Source organism: Microbacterium sp. zg-YB36 (genome assembly GCF_024623575.2).
Taxonomy (GTDB): Bacteria; Actinomycetota; Actinomycetes; order Actinomycetales; family Microbacteriaceae; genus Microbacterium.
In genome coordinates this window covers 185,642-206,135 of sequence record NZ_JANJFD020000010.1, presented here as the reverse complement: position 1 = coordinate 206,135, position 20,494 = coordinate 185,642, and the positions used below count along the sequence as shown (strand labels likewise).

The window sequence follows — 20,494 nt, the reverse complement described above, 5'->3', positions numbered from 1 at the left end:
GCTGGCCTGGTGGGGGGGGGGCCGCCCCGGGGGGGGCCCGGCCGGGCGGGGCCGCCCCTTCTCACATCCCCGAAGCTCACTGAGGAAAGAACCGCATGACCAACACGGTGCCGCCCACCGAGGAGATCCTCCTCGCCGAGTCGGGTTCGGATGGTGCCCCGCGTCGCGTCTCGGCGCTGTCCTACTTCCTCACCAAGCTCGGCGGCGCCGCGGTGAGCATGGTGATGGTGATCCTGCTCGGGTTCTTCGCCTTCAAGGTGCTCCCCGGCGATCCCGTCGCCAGCATCGCCCGCGAGCGGCAGCTCAGCCCCGAGCAGATCGCACAGCTGCGCACCCAGATGGGGCTCGACAAGCCGCTGTGGCAGCAGTTCGTCGACTATCTGGTGAACGTGTTCACACTGAACTTCGGCGAGAGCTACGTCTACAAGATGCCGGTGGGCGAGCTCATCGGCGAGTACTTCTGGAACACGATCCTGCTCACCGGCACCTCCGCCGTCATCGCCATCACCCTCGGTCTCTGGCTCGGACAGAAGGCCGGCTGGAAGCCGGGCTCGCTGTTCGACCGGATCACCTCGGGCATGGCGCTGGTGCTGTGGTCGGTGCCGACGTTCTGGCTCGCGCTGATCCTGCTCATGATCTTCGGTGGCACGCTGGGGTGGTTCCCCACCGGCGGCATGACCTCCCCCGATCCGCCCGCCGACCTGTTCGCTCGGATGCTCGACGTCGCGGCGCACATGGTGCTGCCGGTGATCACGATGGTGGCGGTCGTCTACGCGCAGTACGTGATGGTCATGCGCGCCTCGCTCATGGAGGAGAAGAGCGCCGACTACCTCACCACCGCCCGCGCCAAGGGCCTGCGCGACGACCTGGTGCGCCGCCGCCACGCCGTGCCCAACGCGCTGCTGCCCGCCGTCACGCTGATGTTCCTGCACATCGGCGGTCTCATCGCCGGTGCCGTCACGGTGGAGACGGTGTTCTCCTGGCCGGGGCTCGGAAAGCTCACCTTCGAGGCCATCAGCGGTCCCGACCTGCCGCTGCTGCAGGGCACCTTCGTCGTCTTCTCGGCGGTCATCATCGCCACCAACCTGATCGCCGACTTCATCTATCGACGGCTCGACCCGAGAGTGAGGCGCGGATGAGCGCGGTCACCGCAACCCGTTCGCCCCGCAGCATGGCGTGGGCGCGGCGGCGCGCCGCCTTCGGGCAGTTCGCCCGGGAGTTCTCCCACAGCCGGTCCGGCATGGTCGGGCTGATCTTCCTGGTCGTCATCGTCACGCTCGCCGTGTTCGCACCGGTGCTCGCGCCGGCGTGGATGCTCGATGTGACCCGGGTGATGGATTCGCCGCGGTTCGCGCCGCCCTCCTGGGAGCATCCGCTGGGCACCGACCATCAGGGCCGGGAACTGTGGGTGCGGATGCTGTGGGGCGCGCAGGTGTCGCTGCTGGTCGGGTTCGCAGCCACCGCGATGTCGATGATCATCGGCACGATCGTGGGCATCGCGGCGGGCCACTTCACCGGGTTCGCCGGAGCCGTGCTCATGCGCATCATCGACTTCTTCCTCGTGCTGCCCTCGCTCATCCTCGCCATCGTGCTGTCCACCGTGCTCTCGCGCGGAGTGTGGACGATCGTCATCGCCATCGGCCTGACGTCATGGGCCGGTACGGCCCGGGTGGTGCGCGCGCAGACGCTCTCGGTGGAATCCCGTGACTACGTCGAGCGTTCCCGGGTGCTCGGGGCGGGCCACTGGCACATCATCGTCAAGCACCTGCTGCCGGCCGTGCTTCCCCTGGTGCTGGCCAACACCACCCTCACCGTCGGCTCGGCGATCATCTCCGAATCCACGCTGGCGTTCCTGGGGCTGGGCGACACCACACTGCAGTCGTGGGGTGCCGTGCTGCGCAACTCGATGGACGTCTCCGCCGCCACCAGCGGCTACTGGTGGTACGTGCTCATCCCGGGCCTGGCGATCGTGCTGGTCGTACTCGCCTTCACCCTCGTCGGCCGCGCCGTCGAGACGATCGTCAACCCGACGCTGCGGAGCCGCTGACATGCCCGACCTCACGTTCGAAGATGTCTCGATCACCTACACCACGGCGGGCCGCGGATCCCGGGGCGAGATCGCCGCGGTGCGGGGCGTGACACTGCGCCTTCCCGCCGGGGGCACTCTGGGCATCGCGGGGGAGTCGGGCTCGGGGAAGTCCACGCTCGCGATGAGCGTGCTGCGGCTGCTGCCGGGCAACGCGACCCTCACCGGCCGCGTGCTCGTCGGTGACACCGACGTGACCGAGCTGAGTTTCGGCGGGCTGCGGGCGCTGCGCTGGGCGGATGCCTCGATCGTCTTCCAGGGCGCGATGCACTCGCTCAACCCGGTGCGCACCGTCGGCCAGCAGATCCTCGAGGCCCTCGAGTTGCACGTCGCCGACTCCTGGAAGACCGAGGCGGCGCGCAAAGAACGGGTGGCGGAGCTGCTGCGCGCCGTGGACCTTCCCCCGCTGAAGGCACAGTCCTACCCGCACGAGCTGTCGGGCGGGCAGAAGCAGCGCATCATGATCGCGATGGCACTGGCGTGCGAACCGCAGATCATCATCGCCGACGAGCCGACCACGGCGCTGGACGTGATCGTGCAGCAGCAGATCCTGGAGATGATCAGCCGGCTCGTCACCGAACGCGGCATCTCGCTGCTGATGATCAGCCACGACCTGTCGGTGCTCGCCTCGGCGTGCGAGCGCATCGCGATCATGCGCAACGGCGAACTGGTGGAGGTGGGCGACGCCCACGAGGTGTGCACGCAGGGCGAGCATCCCTATACGCGTCAGCTCGCCGACGCGTTCCCCACGATCGGCGACCCGGCCTCGCGCCGCAACCCGGTGACGCGGCGGGAGCGCACGGGCGCGGCATCCGATGTCCGGCCCAGCGCCATGACCGACGAAGTGCTGCTGGAGGCCAAGGGACTGAGCGTCACCTTCCACAGCCGGTCGCGGTCCGCCCGCGCCGTGAAGGGCGTGGACCTGGTGGTGCGGCGCGGCGAGATCCTGGCGCTCGTGGGCCAATCCGGATCGGGCAAGACCACCCTCGCCCGCACTCTCGTGGGGCTGCAGCAGCCCGATCCCGGGTCGGTGGTGCGCTTCCGCGGCCGGGACCTGCCCCGCAAGGGCAAGGGGCTGCACGCGTTCCGCAAGGAGGTGCAGATGGTGCTGCAGGACCCCACTGCGGCGCTGAACCCCAAGCTCAGCGTGTACGAATCGGTCGCGGAGGGGCTGCGGGTGCAGCACTTCCGGGGGGATGAGAAGCAGCGAGTGGCGCAGAGCCTGGTGGATGCCGAGCTGACGCCGCCGGAGGACTTCTTCACCGCGATCCCGCAGGAGCTCTCCGGTGGCCAGCGCCAGCGCACGGTGATCGCCGGTGCGCTGGCGGTCGGGCCGCAGCTGCTGGTCGCCGATGAGCCCGTCGCCTCGCTGGACGCGTCGGCGCGCGGTGAGATCCTGGGGCTGCTGATGTCGCTGCGGGACCGGCTGGGCCTCAGCGCCCTCGTGATCACCCACGACCTGGGGCTGGCGTGGAACATCGCCGACACCGTCGCGGTGATGCTCGAGGGCGAGATCGTCGAGTACGGCCCCACCGAGCAGGTGCTGCTGCGCCCGCAGCACGTGTACACCCGGCAGCTGCTGTCGGCCGCTCCCACCATCCACCGGGCGATCGCGTGAGCGTGACCGCCGTCACGGCAGGTCGCGCCTCCTACCTCGCATCGGCGCCGCTGCAGCCGGGCGACCGGGTGCGGTTCGTCTCGCCCTCGGGGCCCGGGAACGCCGAGAGCCTGGAACGCGCGGTGGGCTACTACCGCGACTGGGGACTGGACGTCGTCGTCGGCGACCACGTGCTCGACCCGCACCCGCGGGCGTCGTACCTCGCCGGTTCCGACGACGTCCGCCGGCAGGATCTCGTCGACGCGTGGTGCGACCCCGACACCGACGCGGTCGTGTGCCTGCGCGGCGGCTACGGCGCGATGCGGCTGCTGGACGGCATCGACTGGTCGCGCATGCGCGCCGCGGCGCTGCGCCGTGACGGGCGGCCGAAGCTGCTCACCGGCTCGTCGGATGTCACGGCGCTGCACGAGGCGTTCCGTGTGCACCTGGACGTGCCGACGCTGTTCTGCCCGATGCCCGGCAACGATGTCTTCCGCGATGCGACGTCGGTGCGAGGCGACGTGCACCGGTGGCTGTTCGAGCCGTGGGCGGGGCGCAGCATCGTCGGCCCCCGCACCGAGGTGCTCGTGCCGGGTGCGGCTGAGGGCAGGTTCACCGGCGGGAACCTGTCGCTGCTCGCGATGGCGCTCGGCGCCGCCGAGGCCGAGGCGCGCCCCGGTGGCATCCTGTTCCTCGAAGACATCGATGAAGAGGCCTACCGGCTGGATTCCTACCTGCTGCAGCTGCAGCGGGCGGGTCGGCTGGCCGATGCGGCGGGGATCGTGCTCGGGTCGTGGCACAAGTGCGCCGAGCCGGGAGCCGTGCGCGCGCTGATGCAGGAGTACCTGGGCGACCTCGGGGTGCCGGTGCTGTGGGAGCAGGGATTCGGCCACGACCCGGAGGCGTTGAGCGTGCCGCTGAACGTGGACGGCGTGCTCGACGCAGTTCAGGCGGGTGGCGGCATCCGCCTGGCCGTGGCGGAGGCGGTCTGATGCCGATCGTGCTGCCGGCGCTGGACCCCCGCGCCACCTGGTCGGTGCGCGTCGTCGCCGACGACGGCACGGTGCTCGCCGAACACGCGCCCGATGTCGTCTGCGAGACGGCGAGCGTCGGCAAGGTGTTCCTGCTGATCGAGGTGGCCCGCCGGCTGGAGACGGGGGAGCTCAGCGCGGACCAGCGCATCGAGATCCCCGCCGAGCACGTCGTCGCCGACTCCGGGCTGCTCTACCGCATGCGTGACCGGCAGCTGAGCGTGTACGACGCGGCGCTGCTGGTGGGCGCGGTCAGCGACAACCTCGCGACCAATGCGCTGCTGGCGATGTGCGGGCTGGCGGCGGTGCGGGCCGTGGCCCCCGCGCTCGGGTACGAGAACACGTCACTGCTGGATTTCATCCGGAACGAACGCACCCCCGACCTGCCGTGGACGCCGTCGTACGGCACCGCGGCGGAGCTGGCCGACCTCATGCGGCGCCTGGCGGCCGGCGAGGTCATCTCGCCCGCGGTCAGCGCTCAGGTGTCGACCTGGCTCGCGGCCGACACCGACACCTCGATGGTCGCCGACGCACTGCTGCTGGATCCCCTCGCCCACGCTGAGGCGGAGTACCAGGGGATGATCCTGCGCCACAAGACCGGATCCACGTCGTTCGCACGCATCGACGTGGGTCACCTCGCCGGTCCCGCGGCGGGCGTCGCGTACGCGGTCGCGGCGAACTGGAAGGGCGCGGCGAAGGACCTGCGCGCCCCCGTGCTGGATGCGATGCGGGCGATCGGCGAGGAACTGCGCCGCCACGTGACCGGCCGGGCTCGCGACGAGGAGGAGGCGGAATGAACATCGACTTCGCAGAAGTGGAGCACCAGGTGCCGGGGCTGCGCTTCTCGGCGCTCGCCGTCGACCTCGACGACGACACCGTGGTGTTCGCCCATCACCCCGACCTGGTGCTGAGCACCGCGAGCATCGGCAAGATCTTCCTGCTGCACCGGCTGCTGACCGAGGTCGATCGGGGCGAGCGCTCCCTCGAGGACACCGTGACGCGGCGCCCCGTGGAGTACATCGAGGACTCCGGGCTGTGGTACCTGCTGCAGGCCGACACCCTGTCGCTCTACGACGTCGCGGCCCTGATCGGTGCGGTCAGCGACAACGCCGCGACCAATACCCTCTGCCGGGTGATCGGGCTGCCCGTCGTTCAGGAGCACACCCGCGAGCTCGGCTACCGGGACTCCGGCCTCGACGACATCGTGCGGTGGCCGCGTCCGGCGGGCGCTCCGCCGCGGCTGTCGCACGCCACCGCAACGGAACTCGTGCGGTTCGTGCGGCGCACCGTGCTCGCCGAGGACCTGACGCCCGCGTCGGCGGACACGCTGCAGCGCTGGCTCGGGGCGGGCATGGATCTGTCGATGGTGGCATCCGGGTTCCACCTCGACCCGCTCGCCCACTACGACTATGACCGCGACGTCTGGCTGTGGAACAAGACCGGCACCAACTCGTCGGTGCGCGCCGACATCGGCCTGGTGATGTCGCCGACGCGGCGCATCGCGTACGCGGTGGTGGCCAACTGGACGCGCGGCGCCGACGAGCGCGAACCGGCGATGGATGCCATGCGGCGGGCCGGCGATGTGATGCGCAGCCGGCTGGCCGAGGGCTGAGCGGCCCGCGCCGGGGCGTTGCGGGGCCGCCGGTAGACTCGAGGGCGACTTTCCAAGGAGCCCCACGTGACTGAGCAGCACCCGTCGACGCCCCCCGAGCCGTCTTCCGAAGAGGACGTTTTCGAGCAGAAGGCCGTGCGGCTGGCCAAGCGCGAACGCCTGATCGCCGAGCGAACGGATGCCGGTGGCGGCGCCTACCCGGTGTCGGTGCCGGTCACCGACACGATCCCGGAGCTGCGCGAGCGGTTCGCGGACCTCGAGGCGGGCGACGAGACCGGCGTGACCGCCGGTGTCGCCGGGCGCGTGGTGTTCAGCCGCAACACCGGGAAGCTCTGCTTCGCGTCGCTGCAGGCCGGCGACGGCAGCCGCATCCAGGCGATGGTGTCCCTCGCCGAGGTGGGCGAGCAGTCGCTGCAGGACTGGAAGGACCTCGTCGACCTCGGCGACCACGTCTTCGTCAGCGGTCAGGTCATCTCCAGCCGCCGCGGCGAGCTGTCGATCATGGTCCGCGAGTGGACGATCGCCGCCAAGGCGCTGCTGCCGCTGCCCAACCTCTACACCGAGCTGAGCGAGGAGAGCCGCGTTCGCTCGCGCTACCTCGACCTCATCGCGCGCGACCAGGCGCGAGACGCCGTGCTGGCGCGCGCGAAGGTCAACGCGAGCCTGCGCCGCACGTTCACCGACCACGGGTTCATCGAGGTGGAGACCCCCATGCTGCAGGTGCAGCACGGCGGGGCCGCCGCTCGCCCGTTCGTCACGCACTCGAACGCGTTCGACACCGACCTGTACCTGCGCATCGCGCCGGAGCTGTTCCTCAAGCGGGCCGTCGTGGGCGGCATCGACCGGGTGTTCGAGATCAACCGCAACTTCCGCAACGAGGGCGCCGACTCCACCCACAGTCCCGAGTTCGCCATGCTCGAGGCCTACCAGGCCTACAGCGACTACAACGGCATCGCCGACCTGACGCAGGAGCTCGTGCAGAACGCCGCGATCGCCGTCACCGGCGGCACGACCGTGACCTGGGCCGACGGCACCGAGTACGACCTCGGCGGCCAGTGGGATCGCATATCGATGTACGAGTCGCTGTCGGCGGCATCCGGACGCACGATCACCCCGCAGACCCCGCTGGACGAGCTCACGGCGTTCGCCGCCGAGGTGGGCGTGGAGGTGCCGGCGAAGATCGCGACGCCCGGCAAGTTCGTCGAGGAGCTGTGGGAGCACTTCGTCAAGCGCGACCTCACCCGCCCCACGTTCGTCATGGACTTTCCGCTGGACACCAGCCCGCTGGTGCGCGAGCACCGGTCGATTCCCGGTGTCGTGGAGAAGTGGGACCTGTACATCCGCGGCTTCGAGCTGGCCACCGGATACTCCGAGCTGGTGGATCCCGTCATCCAGCGGGAGCGTTTCGTGGAGCAGGCGAAGCTCGCCGCCCGCGGCGACGACGAGGCGATGCGCGTGGACGAGGAGTTCCTGCGCGCGCTCGAGCACGCCATGCCCCCGACCGGCGGCATGGGCATGGGCATCGACCGGCTCATGATGGCCATCACGGGGCTCGGCATCCGCGAGACGATCCTCTTCCCACTGGTCAAGTAACGCCGGGGCGCGTCGCGGCGTCACCGGCGGGCGGGGTCAGGTGCGGCGGAAGGCCCAGTCGGGCAGGTGACCGGCTGCCACGAACGACAGCACGATCTCGCTGAGTCCGTGCTCGGGTTCGATCTGCACCGCGAGCCGTGCGTAGCGTTCGGCGTGGGTCGAGCGCCCCAGGGCCCATGACAGCCACGCGCACGTCGCGAGCGCGCCGGGGCGCAGCGGTGTCGGCGCGAGCGCGGCGGCGTGCCGGGCCACCGCGAGGGCGCGGCCGAGCCGGTCCGGGTCGGGGCGCGGGCCCTCGCCCCACATCGTCATCGCGAGGTCCGGCGGATACTCGGCGCCTTCCTCCCAGCGGCGCTGCGCCTCCAACGCCTGGATGCCGCGTTCGGCGTCCGCGCTCCACTGCACGAGGGCAACGTCCCGCAGCGCCGGCCGGGACAGACACCACAGCAGCAGCGCGGCGTCGTACGGCGCGAGCGCGGCGGCATCCACCTCGAGCGTCTGCTCGAAGAACTCGACCACGTCGTCGAGCCGGCACGCGGCCACGAGTGCCGCCGGGTCGATGCGGGTGCCGTCGTTGTCTTCCGGTGATTCATCCGACGCCTCGTCGCGGTCGCCGCAGAGCGTGGTCAGCGCGCTGCGCAGCGAGCGGAGGGCGGCGGCCGCCGCCTCGGCGCGGCCGGGATCGAGCGGTGGGAGCACCGCGCCGGATGCCTGGTCGCCGGAGGCGATCTGCACGGTCGCCGGCGGCGGCAGGCTCAGCGCGGTCAGCGGGCGTCCGCCGGGCGGGAGTTGGGTATCGAAGTGAGAACCCCAGCCGTCGGAGCCGACCGTCAGCGCATCGGTCAGGTGCACCCCGCACGCCTCGGCGGCCCGTCGCAGGCTCCGCGCGAGTGCGGCGCCGGGGAGACCCTCGCCGCACGACTGGTCGGTGAACACCGCCGCCGCCAGCGCATCGGCATCCGGCAGTCGGCACACCATGCCCAGGCACGTCGCCGCGAACGCGTCGAGGTCGGCGCCGGCGTGCGGCAGGTCCAGGCGCATCGCGCCGATGCTGCGCCCGCGGTGAAACGGCACCAGCACGAGGCTGCGGGTCGGGGTGAAGCCGAGCACGGCGGGAACGAGCGAGAGGAAGTGCGCGGCATCCGCGGCTTTCACGATCGTGGTCATGCGCTCAGCGTGCTCGCGCCGATCAGGCGGCGAAGGGCCGGATGCCGTCAATTCGGGATGAATCAGCCGGATTGCCACCGGTGCAGGAGGCGTCGCCGGCGGACCACGTACGATGGGGACATGGATAGCATGTGGGCCGCCGTTGCATGGGCGCTGCTGCCCACCCTGGTCGTCTCGCTCGCGTTCTGGTTCATCCTCCGCGGCATCCTGCGGATGGATCGCACCGAGCGCCGTGTGCACGCCCGCATCGAGGCCGAGGAACGTGCCAAGCGCGGCATGCCCCCTGCCGCCGCCGACGTGGGAGTGCCCCGCAGCGCCGGATGAGCGCCACCCTCGCTACGCTGACGAAGTGACGAGCGAGGGGGGAAAGTGATCAGCATCACTTTCGACTGGACATGGTGGGTCATCCTCGCCTTCGTCGTCGACATCATCGTGCGCATCACGGCGATCATCGTCATTCCCCGCAATCGGCGTCCGACGGCCGCGATGGCCTGGCTGCTGGCGATCTACTTCATCCCCTTCGTGGGCGTCTTCCTCTTCCTGCTGATCGGGAACCCGCGGCTGCCGCGCAAGCGACGCCGCAAGCAGGACCAGATCAACGCGTACATCCACGAGACCAGCGAGCACCTCGATTTCGGCACGCTGCGCCCGCATGCCCCGGAGTGGTTCACCTCCACGGTGACCCTCAACCGCAACCTCGGTGCCATGCCGCTGGCGGGTGACAACTCCGCGCACCTGATCGCGGACTACCGCACCGCGCTGGACGAGCAGGCCGACGCGATCCGCGCCGCCGAGCGCTACGTGCATGTGGAGTTCTACATCCTGCAGACGGACGCCACCACGGACAACTTCTTCCGCGCGCTCGAGGAGGTGTGCGCCCGCGGCGTGACGGTGCGGGTGCTGATGGACCACTGGGCCAACCGCGGCAAGCCCTTCTACAAACAGACGCTGCGCCGGCTCACCGCCATGGGCGCGCACTGGGAGCTCATGCTCCCGGTGCAGCCGTTCAAGGGCAAATACCAGCGGCCCGACCTGCGCAACCACCGCAAGCTGCTCGTGGTTGACGGCCGGGTCGCCTACATGGGGTCGCAGAACATCACCGATTCCACCTACAACCTGCGCCGCAACATCCGCCGCGGCCTGCGCTGGGTCGACCTCATGATGCGCGTGGAAGGCCCCGTTGTGGCATCCATCAACGCGGTGTTCCTGTCCGACTGGTTCAGCGAGACCGACGAGATACTCACCGATGAGATCGACCTGTTCTCGGTGCAGTCCGCCCCGGGCGATCTGGACTGCCAGATCATCCCGTCGGGCCCCGGTTTCGAGTTCGAGAACAACCTCAAGCTGTTCCTGAGCCTGATGTATGCCGCGCAGCGCAAGCTGATCATCGTGAGCCCGTACTTCGTGCCCGACGAATCGATGCTGCTGGCGATCACGACCGCCTGCCAGCGCGGCGTCGACGTGCAGCTGTTCGTTTCGGAGGAGGGCGACCAGGCCATCGTCTACCACGCGCAGCGCAGTTACTACGAGGCGTTGCTGCGTGCCGGGGTGCGCATCTGGATGTACCGCAAGCCCTACATCCTGCACTCCAAGTCGATGACCGTCGACGACGAGGTGGGGGTCATCGGGTCGAGCAACATGGACATGCGCTCGTTCGGTCTGAACCTGGAGGTCTCCATGCTCGTGCGCGGCGAGGAATACGTCCGCGAGATGCGCGATGTCGAGCAGATGTACCGCGAGCTCAGCCGCGAGCTCACGCTCGAGGAGTGGGAGCAGCAGCCGCTGCGCTCGACGGTGCTGGACAACCTCGCGCGGCTCACCTCGGCGCTGCAATGAGTGTTACCACGTCGTGACCGATCTTTCCTGCGTCGTTCAGCCGGAGCCGTCAAGATGGAGCGATGACCCCTCGCTCTTCTTCGCTCCTCGCCGCCGCGGGTCTCGCGGTGCTGCTGGTCGGCTCGCTCTCGGCGTGCGCGACGACTTCGCCTGAGCCCGGTTCGACCGGTGACAGCGACTCCGGTGCCGGTGCGGTGACCGAGGCCGAGGTGGATGCCGCCTGGCTCGACGCCGGGCGCATGATCGGCATCGTCACGCAGGGATCGTCGACGTGCGTGCCGATCGCGGATGCCGCGACGGTATCGTCTGCCGGCGTGCTCGAGGTGACCCTGGTGGACCCGCCGGATGACGCCGTCTGCACGGCTGACATGGCCCCACGGGTGACGGTGGTCGCCGTCCCGGAGGGCGTCGACCCGTCGCAGGACCTGGAGATCACGGTGACCGGCGACGGCTACCGGGGCGACACCGATCTCGACGGCATGGTGGGGGCGACCCCGCCGTCGGGCGAGACGGACTACCTCCCCAGCGCCGGCTGGGTGGACGACGACGCCTTCGTGATCCTTACGTGGGGCTCATCGACGTGCGTGCCGTCGATCGAGGGCATTGAGGTGACGGCGCCCGACGCGGTCATGGTCACCTTCGCCGAGCCCGAGGCCGACCAGATGTGCACGATGGATATGGCTCCGCGCGCGGTGCTCGCCGTCGCCGGCGAGGACCTCGAGGACGACGCACCGGTGACCCTGACCCTCACCGGCGGCGGGCCCGCGTTCGAGACCCCGGTGACCACGACGATCCTCGGCTGACCCGCGGGGGCGGGGCCGCGGGCCGCGCCGGCCCGCGCCGCGCCCGGGGCCCCGCGGCCGGATGCCCAACGCCTCGGTGGTCGCGTTCGGCCCTCCCCGAGGGCTGTCAGGGTTCTTTTGCGACGACCGAGCGTGGCCGGCGTCGGATGCCCCGCGGCTCGGTCGTCACGTTCGGCCCTTCCGCGGGCTGTGAGGGTCCTTTTGCGACGACCGAGCGGGGTGTGGTGCCGGCGCCGGCGTGCGCGCGCGGCGCCGGAGCGGGGTCAGCGCGGGTCGGCGCGCACCAGCAGGTCCCCGACCTCGCAATCGAGAGCCCGGCACACCGCAGACAGCGTCGAGTACCGGATCGCGCGAGCGCGGTCGTTCTTCAGCACCGACAGGTTCACCACCGACACCCCCACCAGCTCCGACAGCCGCGCCAGGGTCATCCCGCGCTCGGCGAGCAGCTCGTCCAGCCGGCAGTGGATGCCGCTGGGGCCGTCGTCCTCCGCGGGGCTCATACCAGCCCCTCGGTCTCGCGCTGCAGCCGGTCGCCGACGGCGAAGACGGTGGATGCCAGCCCCGCCACGAACGCCAGCATCAGCAGGGTGCTGAGATCCACCGTCATGAGGACGTTGTCGAAGGTGCGCTCCGACAGCGCGGCGAACGCCCCGTTGGCGGCCATGTTCCCGAAGAACGGGTACACCGCTGCGCCCAGCAGCGCGGTGATCCCCGCCACCGTCACCAGCCGCGTGTTCACGCGGCTGAACACCCGCTCGCGCAGCACGCCACGCGCCAGCAGCAGCAGGCACACCACGACGGTCACGACCGTGAGCACCATCAGCACCTGCTGGATGACGATCGCGCCGACGGATGCCGCCGGCAGGTTGTCCACGGTGAGCACCGCCGTGTCCAGGCCCACCGGGACGTCCGCGCCGTCGACGCCGATCGGCGCGAGAGCGGGGGTGCCCGCGAACTCCGCGAACACCTCGATCGCGCGTCCCGACAGCACCTCGACGATCCGCACCACCGCGGCGATGACAGAGCCTACGGCGAGGGCAAGGCCGGCGATCATCAGTGCCATCAGGGCCCAGCGGTCACCCTTCGACACGACGGGCCGGGTGGATGCAGTGCGCATGAAACTCCTCCGTATAACGAATATCGTTGTTATCGACAGTCGTTAACATAACGACTATCGATGCACACTTCAACACCGACCCCAGAACCGGTCCGGCATCCGCCCGTGGCGAACAACGGGCATAACGCCCTGCTTCGGTCGTTACCCTTTTGCGTAAGCGCCAGAACTGTGCGCTTGAAGGAGTCGACGATGTTCGAGAGATTTACGGACCGTGCCCGTCGCGTGGTTGTGCTCGCCCAAGAAGAGGCGAAGATGCTCAACCACAACTACATCGGCACCGAGCACATCCTGCTCGGCCTCATCCACGAGGGCGAGGGGGTGGCCGCCAAGGCGCTCGAATCGCTGGGTATTTCGCTGGATGCCGTGCGCGAGCAGGTGCAGGACATCATCGGGCAGGGCCAGCAGCAGCCGACGGGGCACATCCCGTTCACGCCGCGTGCCAAGAAGGTGCTTGAGCTGTCTCTGCGCGAGGCGCTGCAGCTGGGCCACAACTACATCGGTACCGAGCACATCCTGCTCGGGCTGATCCGCGAGGGCGAAGGCGTCGCCGCGCAGGTGCTGGTCAAGCTCGGCGCGGACCTGAACAAGGTGCGCCAGCAGGTCATCCAGCTGCTCAGTGGCTACCAGGGCAAGGAGCCCGCAGGCGTCGCCGCCGGGCCCGGTGAGCAGAGCTCGCCCGCCCAGGGCGGGTCGGCGGTGCTGGACCAGTTCGGCCGCAACCTCACCCAGGCAGCCCGCGACAACAAGCTCGACCCGGTGATCGGCCGCGAGAAGGAGATCGAGCGGGTCATGCAGATCCTCTCGCGCCGCTCGAAGAACAACCCGGTCCTCATCGGCGAGCCCGGCGTCGGCAAGACTGCCGTCGTCGAGGGGCTCGCGCAGGCGATCGTCAAGGGCGAGGTGCCCGAGACGCTGAAGGACAAGCAGGTCTACTCGCTGGACCTCGGGTCGCTCATCGCGGGGTCCCGCTACCGCGGTGACTTCGAGGAGCGCCTGAAGAAGGTCACCAAGGAGATCCGCACCCGAGGCGACATCATCGTGTTCATCGACGAGATCCACACCCTCGTCGGTGCCGGTGCGGCCGAGGGCGCGATCGACGCGGCATCCATCCTCAAGCCCCTGCTCGCCCGCGGTGAACTGCAGACGATCGGCGCGACCACGCTGGACGAGTACCGCAAGCACTTCGAGAAGGATGCCGCGCTGGAGCGCCGTTTCCAGCCGATCCAGGTTGCCGAGCCGAGCCTGCCCCACGCGATCAACATCCTCAAGGGCCTGCGCGACCGGTACGAGGCGCACCACAAGGTGCAGATCACCGACGGCGCGATCGTCGCGGCGGCCAACCTGGCCGACCGCTACGTCAGCGACCGCTTCCTCCCCGACAAGGCCATCGACCTGATCGACGAAGCAGGCGCCCGCCTGCGCCTGTCGATCCTGTCGAGCCCGCCCGAGCTGCGCGAGTTCGACGAGAAGATCGCCAAGGTCCGCGAGGACAAGGAGCGCGCCAGCGAGGAGCAGGACTTCGAGAAGGCCGCGTCGCTGCGCGACGAGGAGAAGTCCCTGCTCGCCGAGCGGCTGCGCCTGGAGAAGCAGTGGCGCTCCGGTGACGTCGCCAGCCACGCGGTGGTCGACGAGGGCCTGATCGCCGAGGTGCTCGCTCAGGCCACCGGCATCCCGGTGTTCAAGCTCACCGAGGAGGAGTCCAGCCGCCTGGTGTTCATGGAGAAGGCGCTGCACCAGCGCGTCATCGGCCAGGACGAGGCGATCGCGGCGCTGTCGCGCACGATCCGTCGTCAGCGCGCCGGGCTCAAGGACCCCAAGCGCCCCTCCGGCTCGTTCATCTTCGCCGGCCCCACGGGCGTCGGAAAGACCGAGCTGGCCAAGGCGCTGGCGGAGTTCCTTTTCGACGACGAGCACGCGCTGATCTCGCTCGACATGAGCGAGTTCGGTGAGAAGCACACCGTCTCGCGCCTGTTCGGAGCCCCTCCCGGGTTCGTCGGGTTCGAAGAGGGCGGTCAGCTCACCGAGAAGGTGCGCCGCAAGCCCTTCTCGGTCGTGCTGTTCGATGAGATCGAGAAGGCTCACCCTGACATCTTCAACTCGCTGCTGCAGATCCTGGAGGAGGGACGCCTGACCGACGGTCAGGGCCGCGTCATCGACTTCAAGAACACTGTGATCATCATGACGACAAACCTCGGTTCGTCGGCGATCGCGGGCGGCCCGGTGGGCTTCCAGGTGGAGGGCAACGCGCAGACGTCGTACGACCGGATGAAGGGCAAGGTGGACGAGGAGCTCAAGCGGCACTTCAAGCCCGAGTTCCTCAACCGTCTCGATGACATCATCGTGTTCCCGCAGCTGAACAAGGACGAGCTGCGTCAGATCGTCGGCCTGTTCACCAAGCGTCTGAGCGAGCGCCTGCTCGACCGCGACATGACGCTGGAGCTGTCGCCGGCCGCGGCGGACCGTCTCATCGAGATCGGCTTCGACCCGACGCTGGGGGCCCGGCCGCTGCGCCGCGCCATGCAGCGCGAGATCGAGGACCAGCTCAGCGAGCGGATCCTGCACGGCGAGCTCCACGCCGGCGACCACGTGAAGGTCGATTCGAACGCCACCGGATTCACCTTCGAGAGCGCCCCGCGCGGCGAGAAGGTCGCGGTAGGCGTGGGTACGGCGGGCGAGATTGCCGCGACCCCCGACCTGATCGCAGGCGGAGACACCGCGTAAGGATCACCACACGACAGAAGAGCGGATGGCACCCGGCATCCGCTCTTCTTCGTTTCAGGCCGAGACGGGCGCGACGTCGACCGACACGCGCAGCGTCGAGGTCTTCGCCTCGGTCACGATGATGCCCTTCACCGGCGACACATCACCGTAGTCCCGGCCCCACGCGACGGTGACGTAGCGGTCGTCGGCCCACTGGTCGTTGGTGGGGTCGATCGCGAGCCACTCGTCGGTGCCGGGGACCCACACCGCCAGCCACGCATGCGACGCGTCGGCACCGAACACCCGCTCCTTGCCGGGCGGCGGCTGGGTCGCCAGATACCCGCTGACGTATCGGGCGGCCACGCCGTGGCCGCGCAGGCACGCCAGCGCGAGGTGGGCGAAGTCCTGGCACACCCCGGCGCGCGTGCGCAGCACGTCGGCGACGGTGCTGGTGACGGTCGTGGCGGTGCTGTCGTAGGCGAAGTCGGCGTGGATGCGGCGCATCAGGTCGGTCACCGCTTCACCGAGCGGTCGGCCGGGCAGAAGGGATGCCGCGGCGTAGTGCGTCGCCTCGGGCACGTGCGCCGCCCGGGCGGATTCCAGCGCGTACTCGGTGGCCCGCCAGGCGCCCGGTGTCTGCGGGTGGTGCAGCGGCCGGGCCCGCTCCCACGGCTGCGCGAGGACCTGCTCGTCGTACGCGGGCGGGTCGACGGTGACATCGCTGGATGCTTCGATCACGAGGGTGCCGTGCGGGTCGGTGAGGTGGAAGTAGGTCACGGAGTTGCCGAAGTAGTCCACGTCCCCGCTCACGTCGCCCGGATTCGGATCGACGGTCACCGCGTGGTCGTGCACGCGCTGCCACGGCAGGTCGCGGGGCACCAGGTGGAACAGTCCCACGCTGTCTTCGACCTCCGCGCTGTACGCGTAGGCGGTGCGGTGCCACACCCGGTACCTCATGCGCGGGCCTGCTCTTCGATCAGGGCCAGCGACGACAGCGCCAGCGGCGGAGGACCGCTTTCGAAGTGCACGTGCGCGACGGCCTCGGCCAGCTGCTCGAGCTGGGCGATGGCATCGACGAGGAACTCCGTCAGCGCCGAGCGGTGCTCGCCGTCCGCTGCCGTCAACGCGGCGATGTCGGCGCTCGCCAGTTCCCGCTCGAGGTGCTCGCGCAGCCGCTCCGGGCGGGTCGATCCGGTCGAGGCGGGCATGGCCGCGAGGTGGGTGCCCAGGGCATCGAGCGAGAACATGAGCGAGCGGGGGTTGTCGCGATCCAGCAGCAGCAGGTCGAGGGCGTCGGCGGTGCGCAGCGACCCGCGGTAGCGGCGGCGGTAGGTGACGATGCTCTCCGCCGCCGTCAGCATGGCCTCGAGCACCTCGCGGTCGGCACGGATGGCGCGGCGGCGCGTCGCGGTGCCCACCAGCAGATGGCACAGCTGCAGGGCGCGCTCCAGGCACCGCCCTGCTTCGATCATGTGCCAGCCGGAGTCGCGCATCATGCTCGCCGTGACGCCCTGCAGCGACAGCACCGCAGTGAGCATGCGCCCGGCTGATTCCGCGGTGCGGTGGGCGTGGGGCGCGGAGCGCAGCGCGCGGGTGGCGCGGTCGACGTTCGAGAACACCCGCCAGGTGTCGCCGGAGAGCTGGTCGCGCACGCCCTCCAGGGCATCGCGCAGGCGCGCGACGGCATGGGCGGCGCTGCCGAGGCGGTCGGTGTCCAGCAGCAGGGAGCGCAGCTCGGCATCCGGATCGGCGAACCGGCTGCCCGCCAGCCGGTGCAGTGCGTCCAGCAGCACCCGTGTGCTCTCCATCGCCTCCGGGCCGTGGTGGCCGCTGACCTGCTCCAGCTGGTGGTGCGCGGTCAGCAGCAGGCGCAGCAGGTCCTCTGCGCGTTCGGCGTACCGCCCGGCCCAGTACATGTCCGCAAGCGCGCGCGGCGCCAGCGTCGGGACCGAGGGGCCGAAGGCCAGGGGCACGCTCTCGACGAGACCCTGGTCCGGATCGTCCGCCGAGGCCTTGAGGACCCATACGTCCTTGGTGGTCGGCCGCGCCTCGATGCCGCTGCGCACCGTCGCCAGCCCGCCGACGAGCGGGCGGTAGGCCGACCCGTAGCGGAGGGTGAAGCTGCGGAAGACCAGCGGTCGCGCGGCGGCTCGAGTGCCGCCCGCCCACACCGGGGCCTGCGACAGCGGCAGCAGGTCCTGGCCGACGTAGCGATAGGGGGCGGCGAGGATGCCGGCGGTCAGCTCGGCCGCGTCGGCTCCGGACAGCGCCGCACGGGTTTCGTCGATCGTCCGCACGATCAGGTGCGGGTCGCCTGCGGCGATGCGCTCGAGTACGCGTTCCCGTGCATCGGGGTCGCCGCACCACAGCGTCCCCACCGACGGCAGCCGCAGCTGTTCTCCCAGCAGCATCTCGCACGCGGCGGGGAGGAACGGCATGAGCGCCGGGTTCTCCAGCACTCCCGCGCCGAGTCCATTGACCAGGCGCACGCGCCCGCGCCGGACCGCTTCGGCAAGGCCCGCCACGCCGAGCCGGGAGTCGGCCCGCATCTCCAGCGGGTCGCACCACTCGGCATCCACGCGTCGCACGATCACGTCGACGCGCTCCCGCGGCGGGGTGCTCGGCCAGCCGGCCGGCTTCATCCACACCCAGCCGTCGCGCACGACCAGGTCGCTGCCCTGAACCAGCGGCATGCCGAGCGCATTGGCGAGGAACGCCTGGTCGAAGGCCGTCTCGGAGTGGGGGCCGGGGGAGAGCACCACGACCTGCGGTGAGGCGACGCCGGGGGCCGAATCCAGCAACGAGGCACGCAGAGCCGAGAAGTACGGCTCCATCCGGTGCAGGTCGCTCTCCTGGTACAGATCGGGCAGCACCTGCGCGATCACGCGGCGGTTCTCCATGGCGTACCCGAGACCCGACGGCGCCTGCACGCGGTCGGCCAGCACGTGCCACTCGCCGTCGGCGTCGCGGCCGAGGTCGGTGGCCGACAGCAGGAGCGGCTGCATGTCGATGACGCCGGGACGGGCCACCGGCCGGGCGAACCCGGAGTGGCCGAACACGGTCGCGGCGGGCACCGTGCCGGAGGACAGCAGCGTCTGCGGGCCGTACAGGTCACTCAGCACGGCGTTGAGCAGCTCGGCGCGCTGAGCCAGCCCCACGTCCAGCCGCGCCCACGTCGGGGCGTCGATCACGAGCGGCATCGGGTCGAGCTGCCACGGCTGGGCGCCGGCATCCGGGGTCACATACGTCACGCCGTCATCGGCGAGGAACCGGGTGATCTCACCCTCCACGCGGCGCAGCTCGTCGGGGGTGAGGGCAAGAGCCAGGTCTGCCATGGCCTTCCACCCCGGGCGCAGCCCGCCGTCGGGGGAGATGACCTCGTCGTACCGCGCCACGGCATCCGGGGCGAAAACCCCGTCGTGGCTCGCCGGTACGGCGAACGGCAGCGTCGGCTGGGTCACCGCCGTCGCATAATCGCGCAGCACACTCACGCCTTCGGACCTCCTCCGGTCGGTGAGCGGCGCCGGTCAGCGCGCGCTATGAAACTTACCGGAGGAGCGGCGGGCACCGCGGCACGGCGGCCCGGTCCAGGCGGCGGCGTAGGGTGAGACGGTGAGCAGTTTCACCGTCCGCGCCGCACGTACCTCCGACGTCCGCGGCATCCTGGCGATGCTCGACCCCTATGTGCAGCGGCGCATTCTGCTCGGCAAGGACATCGTCGTACTGTACGAATCGGTGCAGCAGTTCGTCGTCGCCGAATCCGACGGTGTGCTCGTCGGGTGCGGCGCGCTGCACGTGCTGTGGGAAGACCTCGGTGAGGTGCGCACGCTCATCGTGGTGGACGACTGGCTGCACCGTGGCGTCGGCCGCGCGATCGTCGATCACCTCGAGAACGACGCCCGGGAACTGGGCCTGTCGCGGCTGTTCTGCCTCACGTTCGAGGTGGACTTCTTCCGCGCCCGCGGTTTCGCGCCCATCGGTGAGCACATCGTCGACCCCGACGTGTACTCCCAGCTGCTGCGCAGCCCCGACGAGGGCATCGCCGAGTTCCTCGATCTGGCGCACGTGAAGCCGAACACCCTCGGCAACACGCGCATGCTCAAGCACCTGTAAAACGCCGCGCGCCCGCCGCGCGGGCAGGATGCCGCGACGTAGCCTAGAGCCATGTCCGATCCCGTCCGTCGCCGGCATTCCCCCGCCGTCTATCGTCGTCGCCGGCTGCTGGTGCTGCTGGCGGCGATCGTCGTGATCGCCGGGATCGTGCTGCTGCTGGTGTGGCAGCCGTGGAACGCCGGCGCGAGCGAACCCGATGATCGCAAGACTCCGGTGTCGACGAGCACCCCGACATCCACCCCGACCGGCTCGCCCGCACCGTCGACCCCACCGATGCCGTCGCCCGAGGCATCCGCGTCGGAGGACACTGCCGGCGCAGTGGCGGAGTGCGAGACGGCGGCGATCGAGGTCGCCGGGCTCACCGACAAGGACACCTACGCGGCGGGCGAGAACCCGCAGCTGTCGATCTCGCTCACCAACAACGGCGGTGTGCCCTGCACGATCAACGTCGGCACCACGACCCAGACGTTCACGATCAGCAGCGGCGACGACGTCTGGTGGCGCTCGACGGACTGCCAGACCGAGCCGAGCGACCAGATCGTGACGATCGACGCCGGGCAGAGTGTCACCAGCGCCGCGCCGCTGACGTGGGACCGCACCCGCTCGTCGGTGTCGACCTGCGGCGAGACCGGCCGGCAGAGCGCACCCGGCGGCGGGTCGTCGTTCCACCTGCGGGTGGCGATCGGCGGGATCGAATCCACCACGAGCAAGCAGTTCCTGCTCCATTGACCCGGCGGGTATCTAAGAGGATTCTCACTGTTTGTCCCCCAAAGAGGGGACAGCCCGCCCGAGTGGGGGTGTCGTACGCTTATACCAAGTTCTCGCACGCTGTCCCCGCT

At 70.1% G+C, this 20,494-nt stretch carries 18 protein-coding genes; 13 read left to right on the top strand and 5 right to left on the bottom strand.

Translation table 11 applies throughout. The features are described from left to right. Positions 1 to 95: 95 nt before the first annotated feature. The 7 genes from NQ151_RS14605 (at position 96) to lysS (ending at position 7,919) form a co-directional block, all read left to right on the top strand. On the top strand, positions 96 to 1,139 hold the full coding sequence (locus NQ151_RS14605) for an ABC transporter permease (protein ID WP_257508898.1): 1,044 nt from the start codon (positions 96 to 98) through the stop codon (positions 1,137 to 1,139). Then, a complete protein-coding gene (locus NQ151_RS14600; protein WP_257528541.1) occupies positions 1,136 to 2,047 on the top strand; it encodes an ABC transporter permease in 912 nt (303 codons plus the stop codon). Before NQ151_RS14605 ends, NQ151_RS14600 begins: the two co-directional genes overlap by 4 nt. Before the next feature lies 1 nt (position 2,048). Then, positions 2,049 to 3,704 carry an ABC transporter ATP-binding protein gene (locus NQ151_RS14595; protein WP_257508900.1) on the top strand — a complete coding sequence of 552 codons (1,656 nt, stop codon included), beginning with the start codon at positions 2,049 to 2,051 and terminating at the stop codon, positions 3,702 to 3,704. Then, entirely contained in the window at positions 3,701 to 4,675 is a 975-nt protein-coding gene (locus NQ151_RS14590; RefSeq protein WP_257528540.1) for a S66 peptidase family protein, read from the top strand. The genes NQ151_RS14595 and NQ151_RS14590 overlap by 4 nt, the downstream gene beginning before the upstream one ends. Continuing rightward, a complete protein-coding gene (locus NQ151_RS14585; RefSeq protein ID WP_257528539.1) occupies positions 4,675 to 5,511 on the top strand; it encodes a serine hydrolase in 837 nt (278 codons plus the stop codon). Before NQ151_RS14590 ends, NQ151_RS14585 begins: the two co-directional genes overlap by 1 nt. Next, positions 5,508 to 6,326: a serine hydrolase gene (locus tag NQ151_RS14580; protein ID WP_257528538.1), complete on the top strand. Its 819-nt coding sequence runs from the start codon at positions 5,508 to 5,510 to the stop codon at positions 6,324 to 6,326. The genes NQ151_RS14585 and NQ151_RS14580 overlap by 4 nt, the downstream gene beginning before the upstream one ends. Positions 6,327 to 6,392: 66 nt before the next feature. Further along, on the top strand, positions 6,393 to 7,919 hold the full coding sequence (gene lysS, locus NQ151_RS14575; protein ID WP_257528537.1) for a lysine--tRNA ligase: 1,527 nt from the start codon (positions 6,393 to 6,395) through the stop codon (positions 7,917 to 7,919). A 36-nt stretch (positions 7,920 to 7,955) separates the two neighbouring features. Here lysS and NQ151_RS14570 read toward each other — a convergent pair whose 3' ends face one another. Then, a complete protein-coding gene (locus NQ151_RS14570) occupies positions 7,956 to 9,086 on the bottom strand; it encodes a DUF4192 family protein (RefSeq protein WP_257528536.1) in 1,131 nt (376 codons plus the stop codon). 120 nt (positions 9,087 to 9,206) lie between these two features. Between NQ151_RS14570 and NQ151_RS14565 the strand changes: the two genes are divergently transcribed. From NQ151_RS14565 to NQ151_RS14555, 3 genes are all read left to right on the top strand, one after another. After that, complete coding sequence (locus NQ151_RS14565) at positions 9,207 to 9,410, top strand: hypothetical protein (protein WP_257508906.1); 204 nt, start codon at positions 9,207 to 9,209, stop codon at positions 9,408 to 9,410. A 45-nt stretch (positions 9,411 to 9,455) separates the two neighbouring features. After that, positions 9,456 to 10,922: a cardiolipin synthase gene (gene cls, locus NQ151_RS14560; RefSeq protein ID WP_257508907.1), complete on the top strand. Its 1,467-nt coding sequence runs from the start codon at positions 9,456 to 9,458 to the stop codon at positions 10,920 to 10,922. Between the two features lie 62 nt (positions 10,923 to 10,984). Continuing rightward, positions 10,985 to 11,725, top strand: coding sequence for a hypothetical protein (locus NQ151_RS14555; protein WP_257508908.1), 741 nt, complete (start codon positions 10,985 to 10,987; stop codon positions 11,723 to 11,725). A gap of 263 nt (positions 11,726 to 11,988) precedes the next feature. Here the strand turns inward: NQ151_RS14555 and NQ151_RS14550 are convergent, their stop codons facing one another. Beyond that, the gene (locus NQ151_RS14550) at positions 11,989 to 12,225 is read right to left on the bottom strand and encodes a helix-turn-helix domain-containing protein (protein WP_257528535.1); all 237 of its coding nucleotides are present in this window, start codon (positions 12,223 to 12,225) and stop codon (positions 11,989 to 11,991) included. Beyond that, a complete protein-coding gene (locus NQ151_RS14545; protein WP_257528534.1) occupies positions 12,222 to 12,842 on the bottom strand; it encodes a DUF2975 domain-containing protein in 621 nt (206 codons plus the stop codon). Before NQ151_RS14545 ends, NQ151_RS14550 begins: the two co-directional genes overlap by 4 nt. 189 nt (positions 12,843 to 13,031) lie before the next feature. Between NQ151_RS14545 and NQ151_RS14540 the strand changes: the two genes are divergently transcribed. Then, on the top strand, positions 13,032 to 15,563 hold the full coding sequence (locus tag NQ151_RS14540; protein ID WP_257508911.1) for an ATP-dependent Clp protease ATP-binding subunit: 2,532 nt from the start codon (positions 13,032 to 13,034) through the stop codon (positions 15,561 to 15,563). Between the two features lie 54 nt (positions 15,564 to 15,617). Here the strand turns inward: NQ151_RS14540 and NQ151_RS14535 are convergent, their stop codons facing one another. Then, on the bottom strand, positions 15,618 to 16,499 hold the full coding sequence (locus NQ151_RS14535; RefSeq protein WP_257508912.1) for a transglutaminase family protein: 882 nt from the start codon (positions 16,497 to 16,499) through the stop codon (positions 15,618 to 15,620). Beyond that, positions 16,496 to 19,027 (bottom strand): circularly permuted type 2 ATP-grasp protein, encoded by a 2,532-nt coding sequence (locus NQ151_RS14530; RefSeq protein WP_257528533.1) that lies wholly within the window; start codon positions 19,025 to 19,027, stop codon positions 16,496 to 16,498. Before NQ151_RS14530 ends, NQ151_RS14535 begins: the two co-directional genes overlap by 4 nt. Positions 19,028 to 19,154: 127 nt before the next feature. On the opposite strand from NQ151_RS14530, the gene NQ151_RS14525 reads away from it, so the two are divergent. Beyond that, positions 19,155 to 19,655, top strand: coding sequence for an amino-acid N-acetyltransferase (locus NQ151_RS14525; protein WP_257508914.1), 501 nt, complete (start codon positions 19,155 to 19,157; stop codon positions 19,653 to 19,655). 51 nt (positions 19,656 to 19,706) lie between these two features. After that, positions 19,707 to 20,384 (top strand): hypothetical protein, encoded by a 678-nt coding sequence (locus tag NQ151_RS14520; protein ID WP_257528532.1) that lies wholly within the window; start codon positions 19,707 to 19,709, stop codon positions 20,382 to 20,384. Positions 20,385 to 20,494 lie beyond the last annotated feature (110 nt).